The following is a 19,773-nucleotide window of genomic DNA, read 5'->3' on the forward strand; positions in this document are numbered from 1 at the left end:
TCAGCTGTGAGAGTGCGGGCCCCGGTGCGGAACGGGGGCGTCGCCGGCGGCGATCGCCGGCTCTGGTTCCGCCCGGTGGCGCGGGCCGTCCGCCGCGGCCATCGGGAGGATCACCGTGAACACCGTCTGACCGGGCCTGCTGGCGACGTCCACCCGACCGCCGTGCGCCTCCACCACCGCGGCCACGATGGACAGGCCCAGGCCGGTGCTGCCGGCGGCCCGGGAGCGGGAGCGCTCGCCCCGGGCGAAGCGTTCGAAGACCCGGGGGAGCAGGTCGGGCGGGATGCCGGGGCCGTCGTCGATCACCTGCAGCACGGCGCGGGCGCCGAGCGGGGCGGGCATGCCCGGGGAGCCGGCGGTACCCGGTGCGGCCGGGACCACCTGGGTCGTCAGCCGGGCGGTGACCGCGCTCCCCGACGGGGTGTGGGCGCGGGCGTTGGCCAGCAGGTTCGTGAGCACCTGGTGCAGGCGTGCCGGGTCCCCGACAGCCGTCACCGGCTCGTCGGGCAGGTCGAGCTGGAAGCGGTGGGTGGGCGCGGCGACATGGGCGTCGCTGACGGCGTCCACCACGAGCCGTGACAGGTCGACGGCCTCGCGGTCCAGCGGCCGGCCGGAGTCCAGGCGGGCGAGCAGCAGCAGGTCGGAGACGAGTGCCGTCATCCGCGCGCTCTCGGACTCGACGCGTGCCATGGCGTACACGACGTCGGGCGGGACGGTGTCGCGGGTGCGGCGGGTGAGCTGCGCGTACCCGCTGATCGCGGCGAGCGGTGTCCGCAGCTCGTGGCTGGCGTCCGCGAGGAACTGGCGCATCCGGGTCTCGGTGGCGTGCCGCGCGGCGAAGGCAGCTCCGATGTGGCCGAGCATCTGGTCGAGGGCCGCGCCGACCTGCCCGACCTCGGTGCGCGGATCGGTGTCGACGTTCGGTTCGAGTGCGGGGAGGTCGACAGCCCCACGGTGGAGCGGCAGCTTCGCCACCTGCGCCGCGGCGGCCGCCACCCGGCGCAGGGGGCGCAGCGTCACCCGGATGATCGCAGCGCCCGCCACTGCCGCGGCGAGCACACCCAGCGCCGCGACGCCGGCGCCGATCCCGGCCGTCCTGGTCAGGGTGGAGCCGAGCTCGTCCATCGGCAGGCCGGTGACGAGGATGGCCCGCCCGTCCGGCTCGGGCCGGGCGATCAGGCGGTAGTCGCCGTGACCGTCGATCGCGTAGGTGTGCGGCTGACCGTCGAGCGGGACCCGCGCCACCGTGGCGAGAACCTCGCCGGAGAGCGTGGTCAGCGACGATCCGTCACCGATGATCGCGGCGGTCACCCCGCTGATCAGGACGGCGACGTCCTGATCGACGGCGGCGGGTGGGGCCTCGGGCCCGGCGGCCGGCACGGGTATGGGATGCCGCAGCTCCAGGATGGCGCCGAGGGTCCCGGGCGACTGGCCGCGGCCGAGGGCCAGGTCGAGGCGCTGGGTCGCCGTCAGCGTGGACGGATCGAGTTCCGGCCTGAGCACGTCGGCGCTGCTCCCGGGAGCAGCGCCGACGTAGCCGGGCCGCATTCCCGCCGGGGGCAGCAGCACCCCGACCTGGCGCCCGCTCGCGCCCCTCAACCGGTCGTCGAGCTGCTCGACGAGCACACCGCGCAGCGCGACCACCGTCACGAGAACGATCACCGCGGACACGACGGCGAGCAGCGCGAGGAGCAGCGCGAGGAGCCTGGTCCGTAGCGACCACCCGGCCGGGCCGCGCCACCGCTCCGCCATCGCGGGGCGGCTCAGGCCGCCGGGCGCAGCACGTAGCCGGCCCCGCGCATGGTGTGGATCATGGGAGGGTGACCGGCGTCGATCTTCCGGCGCAGGTAGGAGACGTACAGCTCGACGACGTTCACCTGGCCGCCGAAGTCGTAGTTCCAGACGCGGTCGAGGATCTGCGCCTTGCTCAGTACTCGCCGCGGGTTGCGCATGAAGAAGCGCAGCAGCTCGAACTCGGTCGCGGTCAGCCGCACCTCGTGCCCGCCCCGGGTGACCTCCCGGCTGTCCTCGTTCATGACGAGGTCGCCGACGACGAGGACCGCCTCGTCCGGCGCCGTGGCGCGGTGCAGCCTGCGGAGGAGGCCACGCAGCCGGGCGACCAGCTCCTCCAGGCTGAACGGCTTGGTGACGTAGTCGTCGCCGCCGGCGGTCAGGCCGGCCACCCTGTCCTCGACGGCGTCACGGGCGGTGAGGAACAGCACCGGGACATCGGGGCGCTCCGCGCGCAGCCTGCGCAGGACGTCCAGGCCGTCCATGTCCGGCAGCATCATGTCGAGGACGACCGCGTCCGGGCGGAACCCGCGGGCGACCTGCAGCGCTTCGCGCCCGTCCGGTGCGGTGCGGACCTCCCAGCCCTCGTAGCGCAGGGCCATCGACAGCAGCTCCGACAGCGTGCTCTCGTCATCGACGACAAGGATGCGGGGGCTCGGCGGCTGCATGGAGTCAGGATGAGAGCGTTTCCTGTGGGTTCTCTGAAGATCTTCTGTGGATCCCCTGTGTTCTCGGTCGCTCTGCCCGGTGCGCTGGCCGCCCGGTGCGCCGGCTGTGATCACACATCCGGTGCCCAGCGTCATCACAGGTTGCCCACAGCTTCGTGGTGAACCGTCCTCCCCGACGGCGCGGTGACCGACCGGCCGGGACGAGGAGAACGGACATGATTCATGTCGGGCCCACCGACCCGCCCACGTCCCCGCCGATGCCGCCGGCCGGGCCGGCACCCGCGACTGGTCCGGCATCGCCGCCGATCCCTCCGGCGGCTGCGCAGGGGTCCGCCCGGGAGGCCGTCGGCGGGCCGCGGCACTGGGGCCTGGGCCGCACGGCCGTGGTGGGTGCCGCCGCGCTCGCCCTCGCCGTCGGCGCGGCGGCCGCTGTCAACGCGAGCAGCCTCGGCGACGGGCAGGGGAGCGGCGGGCCCGGCGGCCTGCGGATGGGGGGACCGCTCCAGGCCGGTGCTCCCACCGGCACCGGGAGCAGTCTGGGTGCCGGTGTCACCGCCTCCCTGCACGGGGAGTTCGTCACCGCTGACGGCTCCGGCGGCTACCAGACCGTCCGGACACAGTCCGGCGAGGTCTCCGCGGTGGACACCGCCTCCGTGACGGTCCGCAGCCCCGACGACTTCACCGCCACCTACACCGTCACCGGGGACACGGCCGTCGGCACCGGCACCGGCACCGGCGGGCGGATCGACGACATCGAGGTCGGTGACTCCGTCCGCGTGACCGCGACCGTGGCGGACGGGGCCGCCGCCGGCACCGCCGCGACCGCCACCGCGATCACCGAGGGTGCCGCGGACGGGCAGACCGCACCGGGCGGCGGCTTCCCGGGGCAGGGCCAGGGCGCGGGCGGCGCCGGCGTCCCGGGTCAACTGCCGGGCGGCGCCACCGGCCAGGGCTTCGGCGGCGGTGGCGGTGGCGGTGGGTCGGACCAGACTGACTCCGTCCAGGCTGACTCCGTCCAGGCTGATTCGGTTCAGGCCGGCCCGGTGTCGCCCGGCGGAACCCCGCCGCTGCCGCCGCCTCCGCCGGTCCTGGCGGGTCCGCTCGCGCGCCAGGTCGCGTTGGTGGCACCGACCGCGGTCCCGGACCGCGGGCGGGGCGGTACCGAGACCGGCACCGCGGCGGCGTCCGCCTGAGGTCCTGATCCGGACATCGGACGGCTTCGTCGCGCCGGTTGGGCGCGTTGATCCAGGCCTAGAGTGGACGGATGGCCGTTCGTGTCGTCCTTGCTGAGGACAATGCACTGCTCCGGCATGGTCTTGCGACGCTCATCGAGCGGGCGGACGGGCTCGACCTGGTCGGCACCGCCACCGACCGGCCGTCGCTGGAACAGGCCGTCCGCGATCACGATCCGGATGTCGTGGTCACCGACATCCGGATGCCGCCGTCCCGTTCCGATGAGGGCATCAAGGTCGCCGGGTGGCTGCGCCGCGAGCGGCCGCGGGTCGGAGTGGTCGTGCTGAGCCAGCACGCCGAGGCGACCTACGCGCTGGCGCTGCTAGAAGGCGGCTCGTCGGGCCGTGCCTACCTGCTCAAGGAGCGGGTGGCGGGTGTGGACGATCTGCTCCGTGCGATCCGCGCCGTCGCGGCCGGGGAGTCGGTGATCGACCCGGCCGTGGTGGAGGGCCTCGTCGCCGCGAACGCCCGCCGGCAGCACAGCGAGCTGGAAAGGCTGACCCCGCGGGAGCTGGAGGTGCTGAGCCACATGGCCCAGGGCTGGAGCAACGCGGCGATCGCCGCGGCGCTCGTCCTGTCCGAACGGGCGGTGGAGAAGCACTCCAACTCGATCTTCGCGAAGCTCGGCCTCACCGACGAGCCGGACCTGAACCGGCGGGTGAAGGCCGTCCTGCTGTATCTGCACTCCGGGCATCGCCCGGCCAGCGGGCCGACGGGGAAGGTAGCCACACCGGGCTGATGACATGGCTACACCCTTGGGCGCCGGGCCGGGTCCGGCCAGACTGATGTCATGAGCTCCCCCCCGGCGGTCTCCGTGCTGGTCGTCGATGACCAGCGCCCCTTCCGGCTCGCGGTGCGGGCCGTGCTGCGCCGCGCCGCCGGCTTCGTTCTCGCCGGTGAGGCCGAGACGGGCGAGGCCGCCCTGACCGCCGCCGCCGAACTGCGCCCTGACCTGGTGCTGATGGATGTGAACCTGCCGGGTATCAACGGGGTCGTCGCCGGATCCCGGATCCGCCACGACGCCCCGGGCACGGTCGTCGTCCTCTGCTCCACCTACGGCCGGACGGATCTTCCGGCCGCCGTCGCCGACAGCGGGCTGGACTATCTGTGCAAGGAGGACCTGGCCCCGAACGTGCTGCGCGACATCTGGCACCGGCACGCCCCGCCTCCCAGCGCCCCGCCTTCCAGCCCCGCGCAGGATCTGTAGACGGCCCCGCCGGCGGGGCCGTCCGACGAAGCGGGCTATTCGCCCCGCAGGACAGCGCCGGGCAGCAGCCGCCCCGCCCGCGCGGCCGGCAGGGCGGCGATGACCAGGGCGGTCAGCATCGCGGCCGGGGGCAGGGCGACCAGCAGGCCGACCGGCACCGCCAGGTCGGTGGACACACCGGTGGCCATGGCGATCTCCCACCAGGCCAGCCGGCCGATCAGCAGCCCGAGCGGAATCCCGACGCCGACTGCCAGCGCGGCGGTCACACAGGACGTCACCAGCGGGATCCGCGCGGTCTGCCCGGGCGTGAACCCGAGGGTGCGCAGGATGGCGAGCTCGCCCTGCGAGGAACGCCAGGTGGTTCCGACGGCGTGGCCGGCGGCGGCGATGGCGAGGGCCGCCAGAACGGTCTGCAGCATCGTCGGCAGCCGCCCCATGCCGCCGAGGTTCGCCACCTCGGTCGGTACGAACCCGGTGTCGATCTCGTACTCGGTGCCGAGGGCGGCGGCGAGGTTGACCGGGTCGACCTGCGGGATGGCCCGCACGAGGCCGCTGCGCAGCGGCTGGGTGCGCTGGACGCGGGTGAGCATGTCGGGCTCCACCAGCATGCTCTCGCCGAGACGCTCGCCGCTGAGGACGGGGCCGATCCCGATGCCGGTGACCCGCAGCTGGGCGTGGCCGCCGTTGTTCGTGGCGACGCTGAGGTGGTCGCCGACGTCCAGGTCGAGCTGGCGGGCGGTCCGCGGGCCGATCGCCACCTCGTTCGTGCGCCGCGGTGCCAGCCCTTCGAAGAGGGTCCAGCCGATGTCGGGCCCGGCCGCCCCCGGTTTGGGGGAGAGCGCGTAGACGGTGACGTCAACCCCGGGGTCGACGTCACCGCGGCCGATCGCGCCCGGCCCGGCGTCACCGGGCCCGATGCCCACCAGCGTGTCCGGAGCGGGCAGCGCGTGCCCGTCCTCGTCGATCTCGACGGTCGCGGTCGAGGCGTCGAGCATGCTGACCGCGGCGACCCGCGGGTCCGCCGCCAGCCGGTTGACGATGTCCGGGCGAGCGTCGGTGATCTCCAGATCGGCGTTCCAGCCGTACCGGTGCGGATCGTCGGCGAGCCGGCTCATCCCGCCCGCGATCGTCGCGGCGGCGATGAGCCCGGTCACCCCGATGGCCGTCCCGGTGATGGCGGGCCGGCGGGCCGCCGTCACCCGGTCCCGCCCGCGGTCGAGCGCGAACGAGGCGCCGATCCACAGCCAGACGGGGCCCCGTCTGGCCACCGCGTTACCGGGACTGCCGGCCCGGCGGGACACCGGTGCCCCACCTGGCAGGGACCCGCGCGGCGGGCGGGGCTGACCGGGCGCCGCGGGCCATCCTGACGTCGCGGGCCATCCTGACGTCGCGGGCCATCCTGACGTCGCGGACCATCCGGGCGCCGCCACGCCGGGCCGCCCGGTGAACACCCGGCCGAGTTCGCCCGGGCGCTGGCCCGCCCGGATGGCGGTGATGGCCGCGATCAGGGCTGTCGCCAGCAGGCCGGCCCCGGCGGCGATGCAGGTCAGAGCGGTGTTCCCGGCGTAGCCGGGGTGCGGCTCCATCCCGGCGAGCGGCCCGAGCGGTTCGAAGCGGCCCGCGAGCAGGGGACCGGCCGCGGCGACAGCGGCGGCGACCGCGGCGGCCGGTGCGGCGGCGAGCACCCGGGCACCTGCCCGCCCCAGCGCGGGCAGGCCGAGCACCGCCTCGATCTGCTGGGTACGCGCGCCGGCGGCGTGATGGCGGAAGAAGGCCTGGCTCGCCGCGGCCATCCCCGCCACCCCGACCACGGCGGCAAAGACGATCAGTCCCGTGACCAGGACCCGCTGCGTCGCGGCGATGCGGGCGTCGCCGTCGGTGGCCGGCCGAGACACCTGCAGCGCGGGGAACTCGCTGGCGAGCGGGTCGGTGCGCAGACCCAGCCCGATGCGCCGCAGCGCCGAGGATGCTGTCGCCATGGCCTCCGGGCCCGGCTTCAGCCGCAGCATGACCAGGGTCGTCACGGCGTCGAGCCGCGCGGCGAGCGCCGGGGAGACCATGAGGGGCATCTGGCGGACGTTCTCGCCCGCCATCCGGGTCAGGCCGGTCACCACCAGCTTCAGGACCGGCCCGCCCGGCGTCCCGAAACCGGTGTCGAAGTTCAGGAAGTCAGAGGTCGTGAGCAGGCGCAGCGTGATGGTGTCGCCGACGTCGAACCCCCACCAGTCCGCCGCCCGCTCGTCCAGCAGCACCTCGTCGGGCGAGCGCGGGTCGTAGCCGTGGCCCTTGACAACCACGGGCGCGTACAGGCCACGTGGGCCGCTGGTGTCCCCGCCGCCGGTGTCCCCGAGGATGCCGATGTAGGAGACGGACGCTCTGTCCTCGATCCGCCCGACCGCGCCGACTGCCGTCCTGGAGCCGACGACGCCCGGCACCGCGGCTATCTGGCGGGCCACCTCCGGATCCCGGCCGAGGTAGTTGACCTGCAGGTCGGGCACGGCGGAGGCGCGTTCGAGACGGTCGTGGGCGGTGGCGGTGCGCCGGATCAGCGCCGCCGTCCCGGCGACGACCCCGACGACCACGCCGATCAGGACGCCGAGCGCGGTGAGGGCCACCCAGCGGCGCCGCAGCTCGGCCCGCGCGATCATGCCGACCGCGCCCAGGGCGCCTCTCATCGTGCCGCCGGGACGATCCCGAGCACCCGCGTCCCCGTTCCCACCGCGGACTCCCAGCGCAACGTTCCGCCGATGGCGCCGATCCGGTCCGCCATGTTGGTCATGCCATGGCCGCGTTCGGATCGCTGCGGGTCGAAGCCGGGGCCGTTGTCACGAACGGTGAACGTGAGTGCGCTTTCCTCCTCGACGAGAAGGATGTCCACGGAGCAGCCGGCCGCATGCTTCGCCGCGTTCTGGAGGGCCTCCAGGCAGCAGAAGTAGACGGCGGCCTCGATGTCGGGCGGGTAGCGGCCGATCCCGTCGGCACCGACCGTGACGCCGAGCGCCGACCGCTGTCCCGCGGCGCGAAGCGCCTCGGCCAGGCCGGAGGAGCGCAGCAGCGGCGGGTAGATGCCGTGGGCGAGGTTGCGGACCTCGGCGATCGTCTCGGTCACCTGCTCGGCCATGGCGGTGAGCAGCTCGTCGGCGGCCGCGGCGTCCTCGTTCCGAGCGGCGACGGCGTCCTCGTTCCTAGCAGCGGCGGTCTCCTCGCCCATGCTGTCCGCGACGAGGTCACGGACCAGCCGCAGCCCGACGGCGAGCGAGACGAGCTGCTGCTGGGCCCCGTCGTGCAGGTCCCGTTCGATCCGTCGCCGCTCGGCGTCGGCCGTGGCCACCAGACGCGCCCGGGAGACCCGCAGCTCGTCGTTGGCGTGACGCAGGTCGGCGAGGGCGTCCCGCAGGTTGGCGTCCAGCTGACGGTTGTGCAGGACGGTGCCGAGTCGGGTCCCGAGCTCGGCCAGCATGCGGTCCTCCTGCTCGGAGAAGCGCGGCGCCTCCGGCGGGCGGCTCACCACGAGCATGCCGAGCAGCGCGCCGCCGGCGCGGGCGGGGATCACCCGGACCTGCAGGTCACCGTGCCTGCGGGCGAGGCTCGGCACCCACAGGGCGAGCCAGCCGGGTCCCGCCACCCGGGTCCGGGCGAGCGCGACCAGATCGGCCACGGTGAGGTTCATCGCCGACCCCACCTGCGCTCCACCGCCCGTGGCGTCGCCTTCGCCGTCGGCATCGCTGCTGCTGTCGCTGATGGCGACACCGGCGCCCGCGGGTGGGGTGCCCTCGATGTCGGGAAGGACGACGGCGGCGGTCAGGCGGCCGGCGGCTCCGGTCCAGATCTCCACCCGCTGCAGCGTCAGGCCGCGCCGCAGCGCCTCGCCGAGCCCGCGGAGGGTCTCGTTCAGGCCGACGCCACGGCTGGCGTCCTCGCCGAACGTCCGCAGGACGTCGTCCGGCGCGTACCGGGCACCTCGTACCACGCCGAGGACCACATTCAGCGTGCGGGCGCGGGCGCCCGCCGCCGTGGCCGCGGCGAGTGCGGTGGCGACCAGTACCGGTCCGGTGAAGTCCTCACCGCCGTCGAGCGGACGGTGCCCCAGCACGGCCAGCGCGGCCGCCAGGCCCAGCGCGGCGACCCCGGCCAGGCAGGCCAGGTCCGCCGCGATCATCAGGGCTCGCTCGGACCGCAGCCGTGCCCAGGGAACCCAGCCGGCCCCCACCCCGACCACGAGCAGCACGACGTCCACTGCCAGCGGGACCGACCAGCCGGGGCTGTGCCCGCCGAGCAGTCGGGGGGCCGCGCACATCGCGGTCACCGCCACGGCGGTCAGCAGCGCGGCCGCCGCCAGCTGGCGGCGCGGATGCGTCATGCCACCACCTCGGACGCCCCGGCCACCTCGGACGCCTGGGCCCGGTCGGGTGACGCCGACGCCTCGGGCGGGGCTGAGACCCGACCGTCGCGCATGGTCACGATCCGCTCGGCGCCGGCGGCGACCTGGCGGTCGTGGGTGACCATGAGAATGGTCTGGCCGCGGCGGTGCAGCCGGGTGAACAGGTCGAGGACCTCGGCGGCCCCGGCGGAGTCCAGCGCACCGGTCGGTTCGTCCGCCAGCAGGACCGTCGGCTCGTTGGCCAGCGCCCGCGCGATGGCCAGCCGCTGGCGCTGCCCGCCGGAGAGCGTGCCGGGCAGCGCGTCGGCCCGCTCCAACAGACCGAGCAGGTCCAGCAGGTCGTGCCCGCGCCGGACGGCGGCCCGTCGGCCGGCCCCGGACAGCCGCGCCGCCAGGACCACGTTGTCCGCGACCGTCATCGTCTCCAGCAGGTGGAAGAACTGGAACACCATGCCGACGTGGCGGCGGCGCATCCGCGCCAGGTCGGCCTCCGAGCGGGCGACCAGGGACATGCCGGCGACCGTCACGGCCCCCTCGTCAACCCGCTCCAGGCCGGCGACGACGTTCAGCAGGGTCGACTTCCCGCTCCCGGACGGCCCCATCACCGCCACGAACTCGCCGCGCGCGACCGTCAGCCCCGCGCCGCGCAGCGCGTGCACCGGCGCGGTGTCGGCGGCGAACGTCCGGTAGACCGAGCGCAGCACGACCACCGGGTTCTCCACATCCCCTGACACTGCGTCCGCCCCCCACGTCCGCGCCCGGGCGCGGCCTGTCCCCGTCTGTCCGTCGGCCCGTCTGTCTGACGGCCCTCCACCGGCCTGTTCTCCGGCGGCCCGTCCGCCGGTCGGATCGGACTGCTCATTTCACCCGATCGCGGCCTGTCGGGGAACATCCCCGGCGCGACGGGCGTCCGAGCCGGGTCCGGACGCGGGCCGGAATCTGGCCCCCTGTGGCTTCTGGGTGGGCCAGGAGTCGTTGCGCCTCAATGGATATGGTTCGTGTGCTGTGGGTCGGATGTGGTCTGTCGCCAGCCTGACCGCGAAACTCGCTCGATTTGGGGGGTTCACCTGCGCAGACTGGGTAGGTGCAGCCAATGGCCCGTCACCGCCGTCCCGTCTCGCCCAGCCGGACCTCACGCCCGGGCAGCCGCAGCCGCGTTCGCGTCGCGCGTCCCGCGGTCGCCGCGGCGGCCAGTGTCGTGGCGGCCGGCGCGGTCACCGCCGGCACGGCCTTCGCCGTGTCCACGGGTCCGGCGCCCGCGAGCCAGATTCCCGTGCCGAGGGCTGACGTCGTGACCGCCTCGATCGACCGCCCCGGCGCCGTGCCGCCCTCGCCGAGCGAGTCCGCGGTGATCGCGGAGGCGGTGCGGAGCAGCTCGCTCACCTCCGCCGTGCCGGCGCGCAGCTACCAGGTGACGGGAACGGTGCTGGCCGCCTCCGACCAGACCTGGGCCTGGGTCGAGCTCCTGCCCGTGGCCGACGACGTCGACCGCGCCGAGGCCGTGCTGCACCGCGGCGCGGGAGGCTGGGAGCTGGTGCAGCTCGGCAGCTACGAGGTCGGCTGCGGCCTCGTGCCCGACAGCGTCGCCGCGGACCTCGACCTGGAGTGCCCGGACGACGCGCCCCGGTACGACGCCTGACGGGAGCTACCGGGTCGGCGTAGGGCCGGCCCGGTGCTCCGGTGCTCCGGTGCTCCGGTGCTCTGTGTCTCGCCGTGCTCCGGTGCTCCGCCGGCAGTCCAGGCCCCGCCGGCCGGAGCCGGACCACGGCCGCGAGGACCAGCGCTAACTGGGTGGGTTCGAGCCGTAGGCGGGGGTCGCCGCCACCTGGGCCGGGTCCTCGGACGCCGGCAGCCTGGTCGACAGGCACGGCGGCCGCCACGGAGGGCGGTCGGGCCACGAGGAGGACCTGATGGATGCGAAGCTGTTCTACCGGATGGACGGCACCTTCGACCGGATCGAGATGATCGGCGCGGTGCCGGGCGGGGTGCGGATGAACGGCTACTTCGGCGGACGGCTGTCGGGCGGGCCGCTGGACGGAGCCACGATGACCGGCGTGGACCACTTCCGGGTGCGTCCCGACGGCGTGGGCGTGGTCGACGGCCACGAGCTGGTGCGGCTCGGCACCGCCCAGGTCGCCGTGCGGATCACCGGCTACGCTCTCCCGCCGGAGGGGATGGCGGTCCCGCCCGCGGAGGTGCTCACAGCGGACGGGTTCACCTGGCCGGACGTGCCGTTCGCGCTCGAGGTCTTCGCGACGTTCGAGACGGGCGTCCCGGCGTTGGCCGACCTGAACCGGGTTGCGGTCGCCCACACCGGATTCGTCAACATGGGCACCGGTGAGCTGGTCGTGCGGGCCCACCGCCTCGGCCGGGTCGCCGTTCCGGCACGCTAGGGCCCGATGCCCCGGCCGCCCGGGTACCGGGCGCGCAGCCCTGCGCGGTTGGGCTCGCCGGTCTTGGCCAGCAGGCTCGCTACGTGCTTCTCGACCGTCTTGGCGGACACGACGAGGCGCTCGGCGATCTGCCGGTTGGTCAGGCCGGAGGCGAGCAGGCGCAGAACGTCGACCTCGCGGCTGGTGACGCCGAGCGCGCGTAGGGAGTCCGGCACCGGGGACACGCCCCGTCCGCTGCGGGGGACCACGGCGCCGGACTCCCGCAGCAGACGCCGAGCCGACGTGGCGAGCGGCTCGTGCCCGTGGTCGGCGAACCAGCGGACGGCGGCCTGCAGCCAGCCGACCGGGTCACCCCAGCCGTCCGCGGCCGCGGACGGCGCCAGCAGCCATCCGAAGAGATGGACGAACCACTGCGCGCCCTGGTAGCCGCGGACATCGGTCACGGCGGCGTCCCGGTGTGCCGCCGCGGCCGCCGCGTCGCCGGCCCGGCCGGCGACGACCGCCTCGGCGGCCCGTAGCGCCGCGCGGTTGAACCGGGTGTCCGAGCCAGCCGCGGCGGCCGCCGCGGCGCGCTCGTCCGCGCCGCGGTCCGCGCCGCCGCGCTCGCCGTCGTGGCCGTCCTCGCCGAGGGTGCACAGCAGCGCCCACAGGCCGCGGTGCGGGTCGTGCTCACCGGGGCAGGCGCGCAGCAGTACCGCCGAGCGGTCGAGGGCGGCGCGCGCGCCGGCGGCGTCCGCGCTGTGCAGGGCGAGCATCGCGTACACGTGGCTGTGCACCGCCGCCTCGACCGCCGGATCGTCGGGAGCGGCCTCGGTGATGCGGGCGACGACGGCCGCGACCTGGGCCTGGTCGCGTTCGTGCGCGTAGGAGCGGGCCAGGATGGTGAGCGCCGGCGGTAGCACGGCCAGGCGCAGGCGGCTGGCGAGATCCACCGCACGCAGGGCCGCGGCGCGGCCGTCCGCGAGGTTGTTGCGCGCGATCAGCGCCGAGGCGAGGTGGAAGTCGGCGACCGCGGCCAGCGCCGGGGAACCGGCCTCGATCGCCGCGCGCCGGGCGGTGGCCAGCCGGTCGGTCGACATCCGGTCGAGCAGGTCGATGGTGCCGAGTTCGTGCAGGGCCCGGGCGCGCCACAGACTGAGCTGGTGGCGCTCGGCCACGTCCAGCGCGGAGGTGAACAGCTTCTCCGCGGCGGTGACGTCGTGGATCCGCCGGGCGCGGCCGAGAACCTCCAGCGCCTCGCACCGCACCTCCGGAACGTCGTCGCCGATCAGGTCGAGCACCTCGCCGGCGAGTCGCTCGGCGTCCGCGACCGATCCCCGGCTCACCGCGATCTGCGCGGCGAGTACCACCGCCCGCGCCCGCCGGACGGTGTCGGCCGCGGAGCCCGCCGCCGACGCCGCGGCCTCCGCGTGCCGCTCGGCACGCGGGTAGGCGCCGGCGGTCAGCGCGGCCCTGCCCAGCAGAAGCTCCAGGTCGGCGAGACGACGGGGGCTGTCGCCGCGGGCGCGGCGGGTGGCGAGCGCGGGTTCGGCCAGGGCGGTCGCCGCCTCGACGTCGCCGGCCAGGGCGTGCACCTCGGCGAGCCGTTCGGCGACCTCCACAGCCGCGTCCGGCCCGGCCAGTCGCGCCGCGTGCTCCAGTCGCGCGGCGGCGGTGGCCAGGGCCCCGTGGTCGCGGGCCCTGGCCGCGGCGGCCAGCAGACTGTCCGTCGCCCGGGCGGTGTCCCCTGCCATGAGCGCGAGCTCGGCGGCCCGGTCGGGGTCGGAGGTCACCGCGGCGGCGAGGGCTCGCCCGGCGAGGGCCGCCCGTTCCGGCGGCAGCATCTGGTCCAGGATGTACTGGCGGGTCAGCGCGTGCCGGAACCGCAGCGTGCCGCCGTCGCCGGTGAGCAGCTGCGCGGCGGTCGCGGCCCGCAGTGCGTCGAGGACCTGCTCGGGCGGTGTGCCGCTGACCCGCGTCAGTGCGTCCCAGTCGATGTCGCGGCCGAGCAGGGCCGTGGCGCGCAGCACCCGGCTCTGCTCGTCGGACAGCTCGGCCATCCGGCCGGCGATGGACGCGGCGAAGCTCGTCGGGAGCACGACCGGCAGCGGCCCATGAGACCGATGAGGCCCCTGCGGGGTCCGGTCGCCTGCCCGCGGATCGAGCAGATCGGCGCCGGCGAGCCCGGCGAGGAGTTCCTCCACGAGGAACGGGACGCCGTCGGCATGCTCGTGGACGAACGCCAGCAGCTCGCCGGGGACGGCGTCGCGGTCCAGGTACGCCAGCGTCAGGCGTTCGACGTCGGCGGGTGGGAGCGGGCCGACCGGCAGGAGTTCGATGGCTCGCCGGTCGGCGAGCCGTCGCACCGCCCGCGCGGCCCCGGGCGGCCCCGGGCGCACCGTGAACACGCAGGCCGCCTGGTGGGTGCCGGTGTTGTCCGCGAGGTACTCCAGCACCTCCAGCGTGTCGCGATCGGCCCAGTGCAGGTCCTCGACGACGAGGAGCGTGCCGCGCCCGCGACCGGCGATCTGCATGAGCCGCAGCAGCGCCTCGGCGATCGCGAGTGTCGAGGTGTGCGGAGCGAGCCGGGTCGACCAGTGCGGCACGAGGTGCGCCAGCGTCGGCAGCAGCGCGGTGACCGCCGGCTCCGAGGGGGGTGGCTGGCCGCGGAAGCCTCCGTGCAACGCCTCGGACAGGGGACGGAACGGCGCCGTGGACGTGCCGCCGGCAGCGCGCCCGCACAGCACGAGCAGGCCGCGGTCACGGGCGCGGTCCACGGCATGGCCGGCCAGCCGGGACTTGCCGATGCCGGCCTCCCCGACCAGCGCCAGCGCGCCGCCGCGGCCCTGCCCGGCCTCGTCGACGGCGCGGTCGAGCCGCGCGACCTCCGCGACCCGGCCCACCAGCCGCGGGCCTGGGCGCTGCGTGCTCATGGATCAAGCCTGCCACGACGCGGCACCGGGATGTCGCCGGTGACAGAGGATTGATGCTGTCCGACGATGCAGGCGATGCGGCTGGGGGAGGCGGGTCGGGTGACGGCGCTGCGGGTAGAGGAGATCCCACCGATCACGGCGTACGAGGCCGGAGTCCTCGCCGCCGCCGAGTACGACCGGTTCGCCCGGCTGCTGCGGGACCTTCAGGACGTCGACTGGTCCCGGCCCACCGACTGCCAGGGCTGGGACGTACGCCGGTTGGCGGCCCACGTCCTCGGCGCCACCGAGGCCAACGCCCACCCGGTGGAGATGGCGCGCCAGCTTCGCCGCGGCCGGGCGGGGCTCGCGTTCGCCGTCGATCCGGTGTCGGCCTATCAGGTCTCGTGCCGTGAGGGGCTCGACCCGACGGAACTGATCGCCCGGTTCGAGGCGGCGGCCGGCCTCGCCGTGCGCTGGCGCGGGCGGATGGCCACCTGGGCCCGGATGATCCCGGTGCGGATCGGTGAGCCCGTGTACGAGACCTGGCGGCTGGGCTTCCTCGCCGGCACGATCTACACCCGCGACACGTGGATGCACCGGATCGACATCTGCCGCGCCACCGGTCGTTCCCCGCTGCTCACCGCGGCGCATGACGGTCGGATCGTCGCCGACATCGTCGCCGAGTGGGTGCGCCGGCACCGCCGGCCCGTCCGGCTGAGTCTCACCGGGCCGGCCGGAGGCGAGTTCGAGCACCGCCGCGAAGAGGAGCGCGAGGGCGAGGGCGGGCGCGAGTCCCTCACCGCCGACGCGGTCGAGTTCTGCCGGGCGGTGTCCGGCCGCGGCGAGCCCCCGCTGGCCACGCCCGTCCCGTTCTGACGGCGGGTGTTCCGACGGCGGGCCCGGGAGCTAGCTGGGTGACCGTGGGCGTTGACCGGGGGTCCGTTCCCCACCCCTGCCCGTCCCGCGCGCTGACAGGATCGACCACACCGGACACCGACTGTGAGGAGAGATCCCGTGGAACCCATGGTGCTGGAGCCGTTCGCCGCGACGCGCGACGTCCACGTCATCCCGACCCTGTTCCCCGTGCCGAACGTGGGTGTCATCCCGATGAACGCCTTCGTCCTGCGCGCCGCCGAACCCGTCCTCGTCGACACCGGGGCGGGGGTGCTCAGTGAGCAGTTCCTCGACGCGCTGTCCTCGATCATGCGGATCGAGGACCTGGCCTGGATCTGGCTGACCCACGAGGACGCCGACCACACCGGCAGCCTGGAGCGTCTGCTGGAGCTGGCGCCGCGCGCCCGGGTCGCGACCGACTTCTTCGCCGTCGGGCGCATGCTCCCCGCGCGCCCGTTCCCGCTGGACCGGCTGCGCCTGGTCACCCCCGGCGAGCGTCTGCCGGCCGGCGACCGTGAGCTGGTGGCGCTGCGCCCGCCGCTGTTCGACAGCCCCGCCACGCTGGGCCTGCTCGACGACAGCAGCGGCGTGCTGTTCAGCTCGGACGCCTTCGGCGCGCCGCTGCCCACCGCCCAGGAGGCTGCGGCCACCTCGATCGCCGATCTCGACCCGGGTGTCGTCGCCGCCGCGCAGGCCGCGTGGGCGAACGTGGACAGCCCCTGGGTCGGCAGTGTCGACCCGGCGGTCTTCGCCCGGTCCCTCGACGCGGTCCGCCGGCTCGAACCGACCGCGATCCTCAGCTCCCACCTGCCGCCGGCGCACGGGCAGACCGAGACGATGCTCGCCAACCTGGCCGCGGCGGTGACGACGACCCCACCGCCCGCGACCACGCAGGCCCAGCTCGACGTCCTGCTGGCCGGCATGGCGCCGGCCGCCGTCTGAGGCGTCCCCGAACATGCAGGCCCCGAATACACAGGAGGAACAGACCGTGCACGTTCAGATCGTCACTTTTCATCTTGACGGCCTCGACGAGGCCTCCTACCGCAACCACGTCGACACGATCGCGCCCACCTTCGCCGGGCTGCGCGGGCTGCGGTCGAAGGTCTGGCTCGGCGACACCGGCACGAACACCTACGGTGGCGTCTATCTCTGGGACGACGAGGCGTCGATGCGCGCGTACCAGAACGGAGAGATCTTCGCCGGGTTGCGGGCCAACCCCGCGATGGCGGACGTCGTCTCCCGCGACTTCGCCGTCCTGCGCGCACCGACGGAGATCACCCGCGGTTGCTGACCCGGCCAGGGTGAGCCGTCGCGGACGTCCGACGGCGAGGCGGCGGCTCAGCGCTGCTGCGGCGGGACCGTCCCGGTGGGCCGGCCGGTGGCGAGCAGGTCCCGGATCTCGATGAGCAGCCGGGCCTCGTCACTGATCACCGGCTCCTCCTCGACCGGCTGCGGCTCGCCGCGCCGCCGCAGCTCGTTCGCCTTCGCGATCGGGAGGACGACCAGGAAGTAGATCGTGGCGGCGACGATCAGGAAGGCGAGCACGTCGTTGATGAAGGTGCCGTAGCGGAAAACGCTGCCGTTGATCGTGAACGTCAGGCCGTCGAAGTCCGGCTCCCCGCCGATGGCGGCGATCAACGGGGTGAACAGATTCTTCACCAGGGACGTCACAACGGCGGTGAACGCGGTGCCGATGACCACCGCGATGGCCAGGTCGACGATGTTGCCCCGCATCAGGAACTGCTTGAAGCCCCGCAGCCCCGGCCCGATCAGGCGGGTGGGTGTCTCGACGACCCCGCGCCCCCTGCCTGCGGCCCTCTCCCATCCGGACATGCCCGCACCTCCGCACTCTCCCCCGTATGTCTGCCGTTGGCAGGGTAATGGGGGGTTGCTCGGGGGTGGTCAGCGGATGGTGCTGTCGGGGACGTAGGTGATGTCCCAGAGACGGGCGGTCATGTCGGTGCTCGTCGTCGCGAGCAGCAGGCCGTAGGGGGCGAACGCGCACGCCATCACCGTGCTGGTGTGGCCGGTCAGCGTCGCCACCGCGGTGCCCGTGGCGACATCCCACAGCCGGGCGGTGTCGTCGGTGCTCGCGGTCGCCAGCACCAGCCCGTCGGGGGAGAACGCGCAGCTCTGCGCGGAGCCCGGCAGGGTCAGCGTCGCCGTCCCGGTCGGAACGTCGGTCAGCCGGGTGCCGTCGTTGCTGGTCGTGGCCAGCAACAGGCCGTCGGGCGAGAACGAGCAGCCGTTCGCGAAGTTGGTGTGGCCGTCGAGGTCACGGATCTTCTCGCCGCGTGCCGCGTCCCACAGCAGGGTCTGGTCGGCGCCGGCGGTGACAAGCAGGTGGCCGTCGGGGGAGAACGCGCAGCCGTAGACAGCGCCGCGGTGGCCGGCGAGTGTCGCGAGGCAGGAACCGGTCGACACCCCCCACAACCGGACGGTGCGATCGGTGCTGACGGTGGCCAGCATGGTCCCGTCGGGGGAGAACGCGCAGCCGTAGACGGGGCCCTTGTGGCCGGTGAGGTTCAGCACCGCCCGTTCGGTCGCGATCTCCCAGACCCGTGCGGTCTTGTCGGCGCCGGTCGTGGCGAGCAGCCGCCCGTCGGGGGAGAACGCGCAGCCGTGCAGGCCGGCGATCCGCCGCCCGGCCAACCGGCCGGCGGCGCGGCCGGTGGCGACGTCCCACAGCCGGGCCCCGTCCCGGCTGGTGGTGGCCAGCAGGGTGCCGTCGGGGGAGAAGGCCGCGCAGGTGACGTCCCGCTCGTGGCCGCTCAGCGTGCTCCGCGCCGTCACCTCGACGTTGCGGGACGGGCGGCTGGTGCGCTCGAAGCCGCGCAGGTCGGCCGGCAGGGCGGTGCCGCCGGCCGGGGCCGGGCCGGAGGGCAGCGTGGTGGCCAGCCAGTCGACGTCCCGCACGGGCGCGCCCGGCTCGGCATGGGTCTCGACGAGGCTGCCGGGGGCCTCCGCGGCCAGGTCGAACAGGGCGCCGTCGCGGAGCCGGACCCGGGCGAGCACCGACCCGGCGTCGAAACGCGCGCCGGGCTCGACGAGCCAGCGCACCATGGTCGCCCGCCCACCCGGAATGTCCCAGCGGGCTGGCTGCACCACCGGATTGGGCCGGGCGGCGACGATCCGCCGCGTCGACACCGTCGCCGCCCAGGAGGCCGCGCCGAGTACGACGGCCTGGTCCGGATCGGGCAGGGCGAACACGTGCTGCGCAGGCCAGTCGGTGCCCACCCCCAGCCGCCCGGCGAGAATCTCGGTGACGACCGGCATCCGGGACGCGCCGCCGACGGGCAGCGCCCCGGCGAGCTGCTCCGGCGTGATCCCGGTGGTCTCCAGCAGGTGCTGGCAGCAGGCCATCGTCCGGGCCAGGGTGGGCGAGGCCAGTTTGGTGAACCGGTCCCGGTCCAGGCTGACGAGCAGCCCGGCGGGGCTGAACACGTCCTCGACGAAAGCGACGTCGGTGAGCTGGTGTTTCACCGCGCGGGCGAAGTCGAGCAGCTCGTGGCGGGTGCGGCTGGCGGCGGTCTGGAACACCTCTCCGACACCGGACGGGTTGAGCAGCGGCTCCAGCCCGGGACCGTAGTGGCCGAGGATCTCGTCGTAGAGGAGCTGGTCGAAATCCCGCCCGCCGCAGTCGTGCAGCGCGCTGTGACCGAGCAGCTCGTGCCGCCCGCCCTCCCCGAACATGACCAGGGACGCCTCGAAGGTGCCGCCGCCGAGGTCGTAGACCAGCACGAGATCACCCGGCCGGGGGCTGGCGGGTCCGGGCGGCGCCCAGGCGGCCGCGACCGGCTCGGCGAGCAGATCGACGTCGACGAACCCGGCCTCCTCGGCGGCGTTGATCATCGTGTGGCGCAGGGGCCCGGCCGGGTCATAGCTCGCCGGGACGGTGACCACGGCCCGGCGCAGCGCCACCCCGTCCAACTGGGCCTCGGCCTCGGTGCGCAGCGCCGTGAGGACCGCGGTCACCAGCCCGGCAGGGGGGTGGCTGCGGCCGTCCAGCACGATGCCGGTGCTGCGGGTCAGCGCCCGCTTCACCCCGCCGTGGTAGGCAGCCGGCCAGATGCGTTTGCGGCGCTCGGCGAGGGTGCCGACGAGCAGCTGGTCACCGTCCGCGAGAACCGAGGAGGGCCAGGCCACGGCACCGCTCGCCGGCTCCCGGACCAGCGCGACCTGACCGTCGACGACCAGTGCCGCGGATGCCTGGTAGGTGCCGTAGTCGATCGCGAGGATCGGCTCCCCCACCGGCACCCCTCCGTTGACCGTCGCGGCCTGGGCCCTTCGGCCGGTGGTGACGTCCCACCGTCTG

At 74.8% G+C, this 19,773-nt stretch carries 17 protein-coding genes; 8 read left to right on the plus strand and 9 right to left on the minus strand.

From position 1 onward, the window contains the following. Complete coding sequence (locus tag B207_RS0123735; protein WP_018639102.1) at positions 1 to 1,752, minus strand: sensor histidine kinase; 1,752 nt, start codon at positions 1,750 to 1,752, stop codon at positions 1 to 3. An 11-nt stretch (positions 1,753 to 1,763) separates the two neighbouring features. Continuing rightward, positions 1,764 to 2,459 carry a response regulator transcription factor gene (locus B207_RS0123740; protein ID WP_018639105.1) on the minus strand — a complete coding sequence of 232 codons (696 nt, stop codon included), beginning with the start codon at positions 2,457 to 2,459 and terminating at the stop codon, positions 1,764 to 1,766. A 215-nt stretch (positions 2,460 to 2,674) separates the two neighbouring features. On the opposite strand from B207_RS0123740, the gene B207_RS37225 reads away from it, so the two are divergent. The 3 genes from B207_RS37225 to B207_RS0123755 all read left to right on the plus strand — a co-directional run bounded on the left by B207_RS37225 (position 2,675) and on the right by B207_RS0123755 (position 4,899). Next, positions 2,675 to 3,652, plus strand: a complete 978-nt coding sequence (locus tag B207_RS37225) for a hypothetical protein (RefSeq protein WP_051102636.1) — start codon at positions 2,675 to 2,677, stop codon at positions 3,650 to 3,652. A 71-nt stretch (positions 3,653 to 3,723) separates the two neighbouring features. Beyond that, a complete protein-coding gene (locus B207_RS0123750) occupies positions 3,724 to 4,431 on the plus strand; it encodes a response regulator transcription factor (protein WP_018639107.1) in 708 nt (235 codons plus the stop codon). A 51-nt stretch (positions 4,432 to 4,482) separates the two neighbouring features. Beyond that, positions 4,483 to 4,899, plus strand: a complete 417-nt coding sequence (locus B207_RS0123755) for a response regulator (RefSeq protein ID WP_018639109.1) — start codon at positions 4,483 to 4,485, stop codon at positions 4,897 to 4,899. Positions 4,900 to 4,934: 35 nt separating this feature from the next. Here B207_RS0123755 and B207_RS0123760 read toward each other — a convergent pair whose 3' ends face one another. The 4 genes from B207_RS0123760 to B207_RS41820 all read right to left on the minus strand — a co-directional run bounded on the left by B207_RS0123760 (position 4,935) and on the right by B207_RS41820 (position 10,663). After that, a complete protein-coding gene (locus B207_RS0123760; RefSeq protein ID WP_154675583.1) occupies positions 4,935 to 7,574 on the minus strand; it encodes an ABC transporter permease in 2,640 nt (879 codons plus the stop codon). Beyond that, positions 7,571 to 9,259 carry a sensor histidine kinase gene (locus tag B207_RS0123765; protein ID WP_018639112.1) on the minus strand — a complete coding sequence of 563 codons (1,689 nt, stop codon included), beginning with the start codon at positions 9,257 to 9,259 and terminating at the stop codon, positions 7,571 to 7,573. Before B207_RS0123765 ends, B207_RS0123760 begins: the two co-directional genes overlap by 4 nt. Beyond that, a complete protein-coding gene (locus tag B207_RS0123770; RefSeq protein ID WP_230205185.1) occupies positions 9,256 to 10,014 on the minus strand; it encodes an ABC transporter ATP-binding protein in 759 nt (252 codons plus the stop codon). Before B207_RS0123770 ends, B207_RS0123765 begins: the two co-directional genes overlap by 4 nt. A 367-nt stretch (positions 10,015 to 10,381) precedes the next feature. Further along, positions 10,382 to 10,663, minus strand: coding sequence for a hypothetical protein (locus B207_RS41820; protein WP_018639114.1), 282 nt, complete (start codon positions 10,661 to 10,663; stop codon positions 10,382 to 10,384). On the opposite strand from B207_RS41820, the gene B207_RS41825 reads away from it, so the two are divergent. Together B207_RS41825 and B207_RS0123780 are read left to right on the plus strand one after the other, a co-directional pair. Next, positions 10,644 to 10,919, plus strand: a complete 276-nt coding sequence (locus B207_RS41825) for a hypothetical protein (RefSeq protein ID WP_230205186.1) — start codon at positions 10,644 to 10,646, stop codon at positions 10,917 to 10,919. The genes B207_RS41820 and B207_RS41825 overlap by 20 nt on opposite strands. A 271-nt stretch (positions 10,920 to 11,190) precedes the next feature. Then, positions 11,191 to 11,673: a DUF3237 family protein gene (locus tag B207_RS0123780; protein WP_018639117.1), complete on the plus strand. Its 483-nt coding sequence runs from the start codon at positions 11,191 to 11,193 to the stop codon at positions 11,671 to 11,673. Here B207_RS0123780 and B207_RS0123785 read toward each other — a convergent pair. Then, positions 11,670 to 14,585 (minus strand): helix-turn-helix transcriptional regulator, encoded by a 2,916-nt coding sequence (locus B207_RS0123785; RefSeq protein ID WP_084692290.1) that lies wholly within the window; start codon positions 14,583 to 14,585, stop codon positions 11,670 to 11,672. The genes B207_RS0123780 and B207_RS0123785 overlap by 4 nt on opposite strands. Positions 14,586 to 14,651: 66 nt before the next feature. Between B207_RS0123785 and B207_RS0123790 the strand changes: the two genes are divergently transcribed. The 3 genes from B207_RS0123790 to B207_RS0123800 all read left to right on the plus strand — a co-directional run bounded on the left by B207_RS0123790 (position 14,652) and on the right by B207_RS0123800 (position 16,749). Beyond that, positions 14,652 to 15,440 (plus strand): maleylpyruvate isomerase family mycothiol-dependent enzyme, encoded by a 789-nt coding sequence (locus B207_RS0123790; RefSeq protein ID WP_018639120.1) that lies wholly within the window; start codon positions 14,652 to 14,654, stop codon positions 15,438 to 15,440. Positions 15,441 to 15,587: 147 nt separating this feature from the next. Then, complete coding sequence (locus B207_RS0123795) at positions 15,588 to 16,400, plus strand: oxygen-binding di-iron domain-containing protein (RefSeq protein ID WP_026311381.1); 813 nt, start codon at positions 15,588 to 15,590, stop codon at positions 16,398 to 16,400. A 46-nt stretch (positions 16,401 to 16,446) separates the two neighbouring features. Next, positions 16,447 to 16,749 carry a YdhR family protein gene (locus tag B207_RS0123800; protein WP_018639123.1) on the plus strand — a complete coding sequence of 101 codons (303 nt, stop codon included), beginning with the start codon at positions 16,447 to 16,449 and terminating at the stop codon, positions 16,747 to 16,749. A gap of 47 nt (positions 16,750 to 16,796) precedes the next feature. Here B207_RS0123800 and mscL read toward each other — a convergent pair whose 3' ends face one another. Together mscL and B207_RS0123810 are read right to left on the minus strand one after the other, a co-directional pair. Beyond that, the gene (gene mscL, locus B207_RS0123805) at positions 16,797 to 17,291 is read right to left on the minus strand and encodes a large conductance mechanosensitive channel protein MscL (RefSeq protein ID WP_018639125.1); all 495 of its coding nucleotides are present in this window, start codon (positions 17,289 to 17,291) and stop codon (positions 16,797 to 16,799) included. 69 nt (positions 17,292 to 17,360) lie between these two features. After that, entirely contained in the window at positions 17,361 to 19,709 is a 2,349-nt protein-coding gene (locus B207_RS0123810) for an Hsp70 family protein (RefSeq protein WP_018639126.1), read from the minus strand. Between the last annotated feature and the right edge of the window lie 64 nt (positions 19,710 to 19,773).

It is taken from the genome of Parafrankia elaeagni (assembly GCF_000374165.1).
GTDB classification, from domain to species: domain Bacteria; phylum Actinomycetota; class Actinomycetes; order Frankiales; family Frankiaceae; genus Parafrankia; species Parafrankia elaeagni.

Coding starts and splice junctions, on each gene's coding strand:
- B207_RS0123735 (WP_018639102.1), bottom strand. CDS start 1,752: ATGGCGGAGCGGTGGCGCGGCCCGGCCGGGTGGTCGCTACGGACCAGG.
- B207_RS0123740 (WP_018639105.1), bottom strand. CDS start 2,459: ATGCAGCCGCCGAGCCCCCGCATCCTTGTCGTCGATGACGAGAGCACG.
- B207_RS37225 (WP_051102636.1), top strand. CDS start 2,675: ATGATTCATGTCGGGCCCACCGACCCGCCCACGTCCCCGCCGATGCCG.
- B207_RS0123750 (WP_018639107.1), top strand. CDS start 3,724: ATGGCCGTTCGTGTCGTCCTTGCTGAGGACAATGCACTGCTCCGGCAT.
- B207_RS0123755 (WP_018639109.1), top strand. CDS start 4,483: ATGAGCTCCCCCCCGGCGGTCTCCGTGCTGGTCGTCGATGACCAGCGC.
- B207_RS0123760 (WP_154675583.1), bottom strand. CDS start 7,574: ATGAGAGGCGCCCTGGGCGCGGTCGGCATGATCGCGCGGGCCGAGCTG.
- B207_RS0123765 (WP_018639112.1), bottom strand. CDS start 9,259: ATGACGCATCCGCGCCGCCAGCTGGCGGCGGCCGCGCTGCTGACCGCC.
- B207_RS0123780 (WP_018639117.1), top strand. CDS start 11,191: ATGGATGCGAAGCTGTTCTACCGGATGGACGGCACCTTCGACCGGATC.
- B207_RS0123785 (WP_084692290.1), bottom strand. CDS start 14,585: ATGAGCACGCAGCGCCCAGGCCCGCGGCTGGTGGGCCGGGTCGCGGAG.
- B207_RS0123790 (WP_018639120.1), top strand. CDS start 14,652: ATGCAGGCGATGCGGCTGGGGGAGGCGGGTCGGGTGACGGCGCTGCGG.
- B207_RS0123795 (WP_026311381.1), top strand. CDS start 15,588: ATGGTGCTGGAGCCGTTCGCCGCGACGCGCGACGTCCACGTCATCCCG.
- mscL (WP_018639125.1), bottom strand. CDS start 17,291: ATGTCCGGATGGGAGAGGGCCGCAGGCAGGGGGCGCGGGGTCGTCGAG.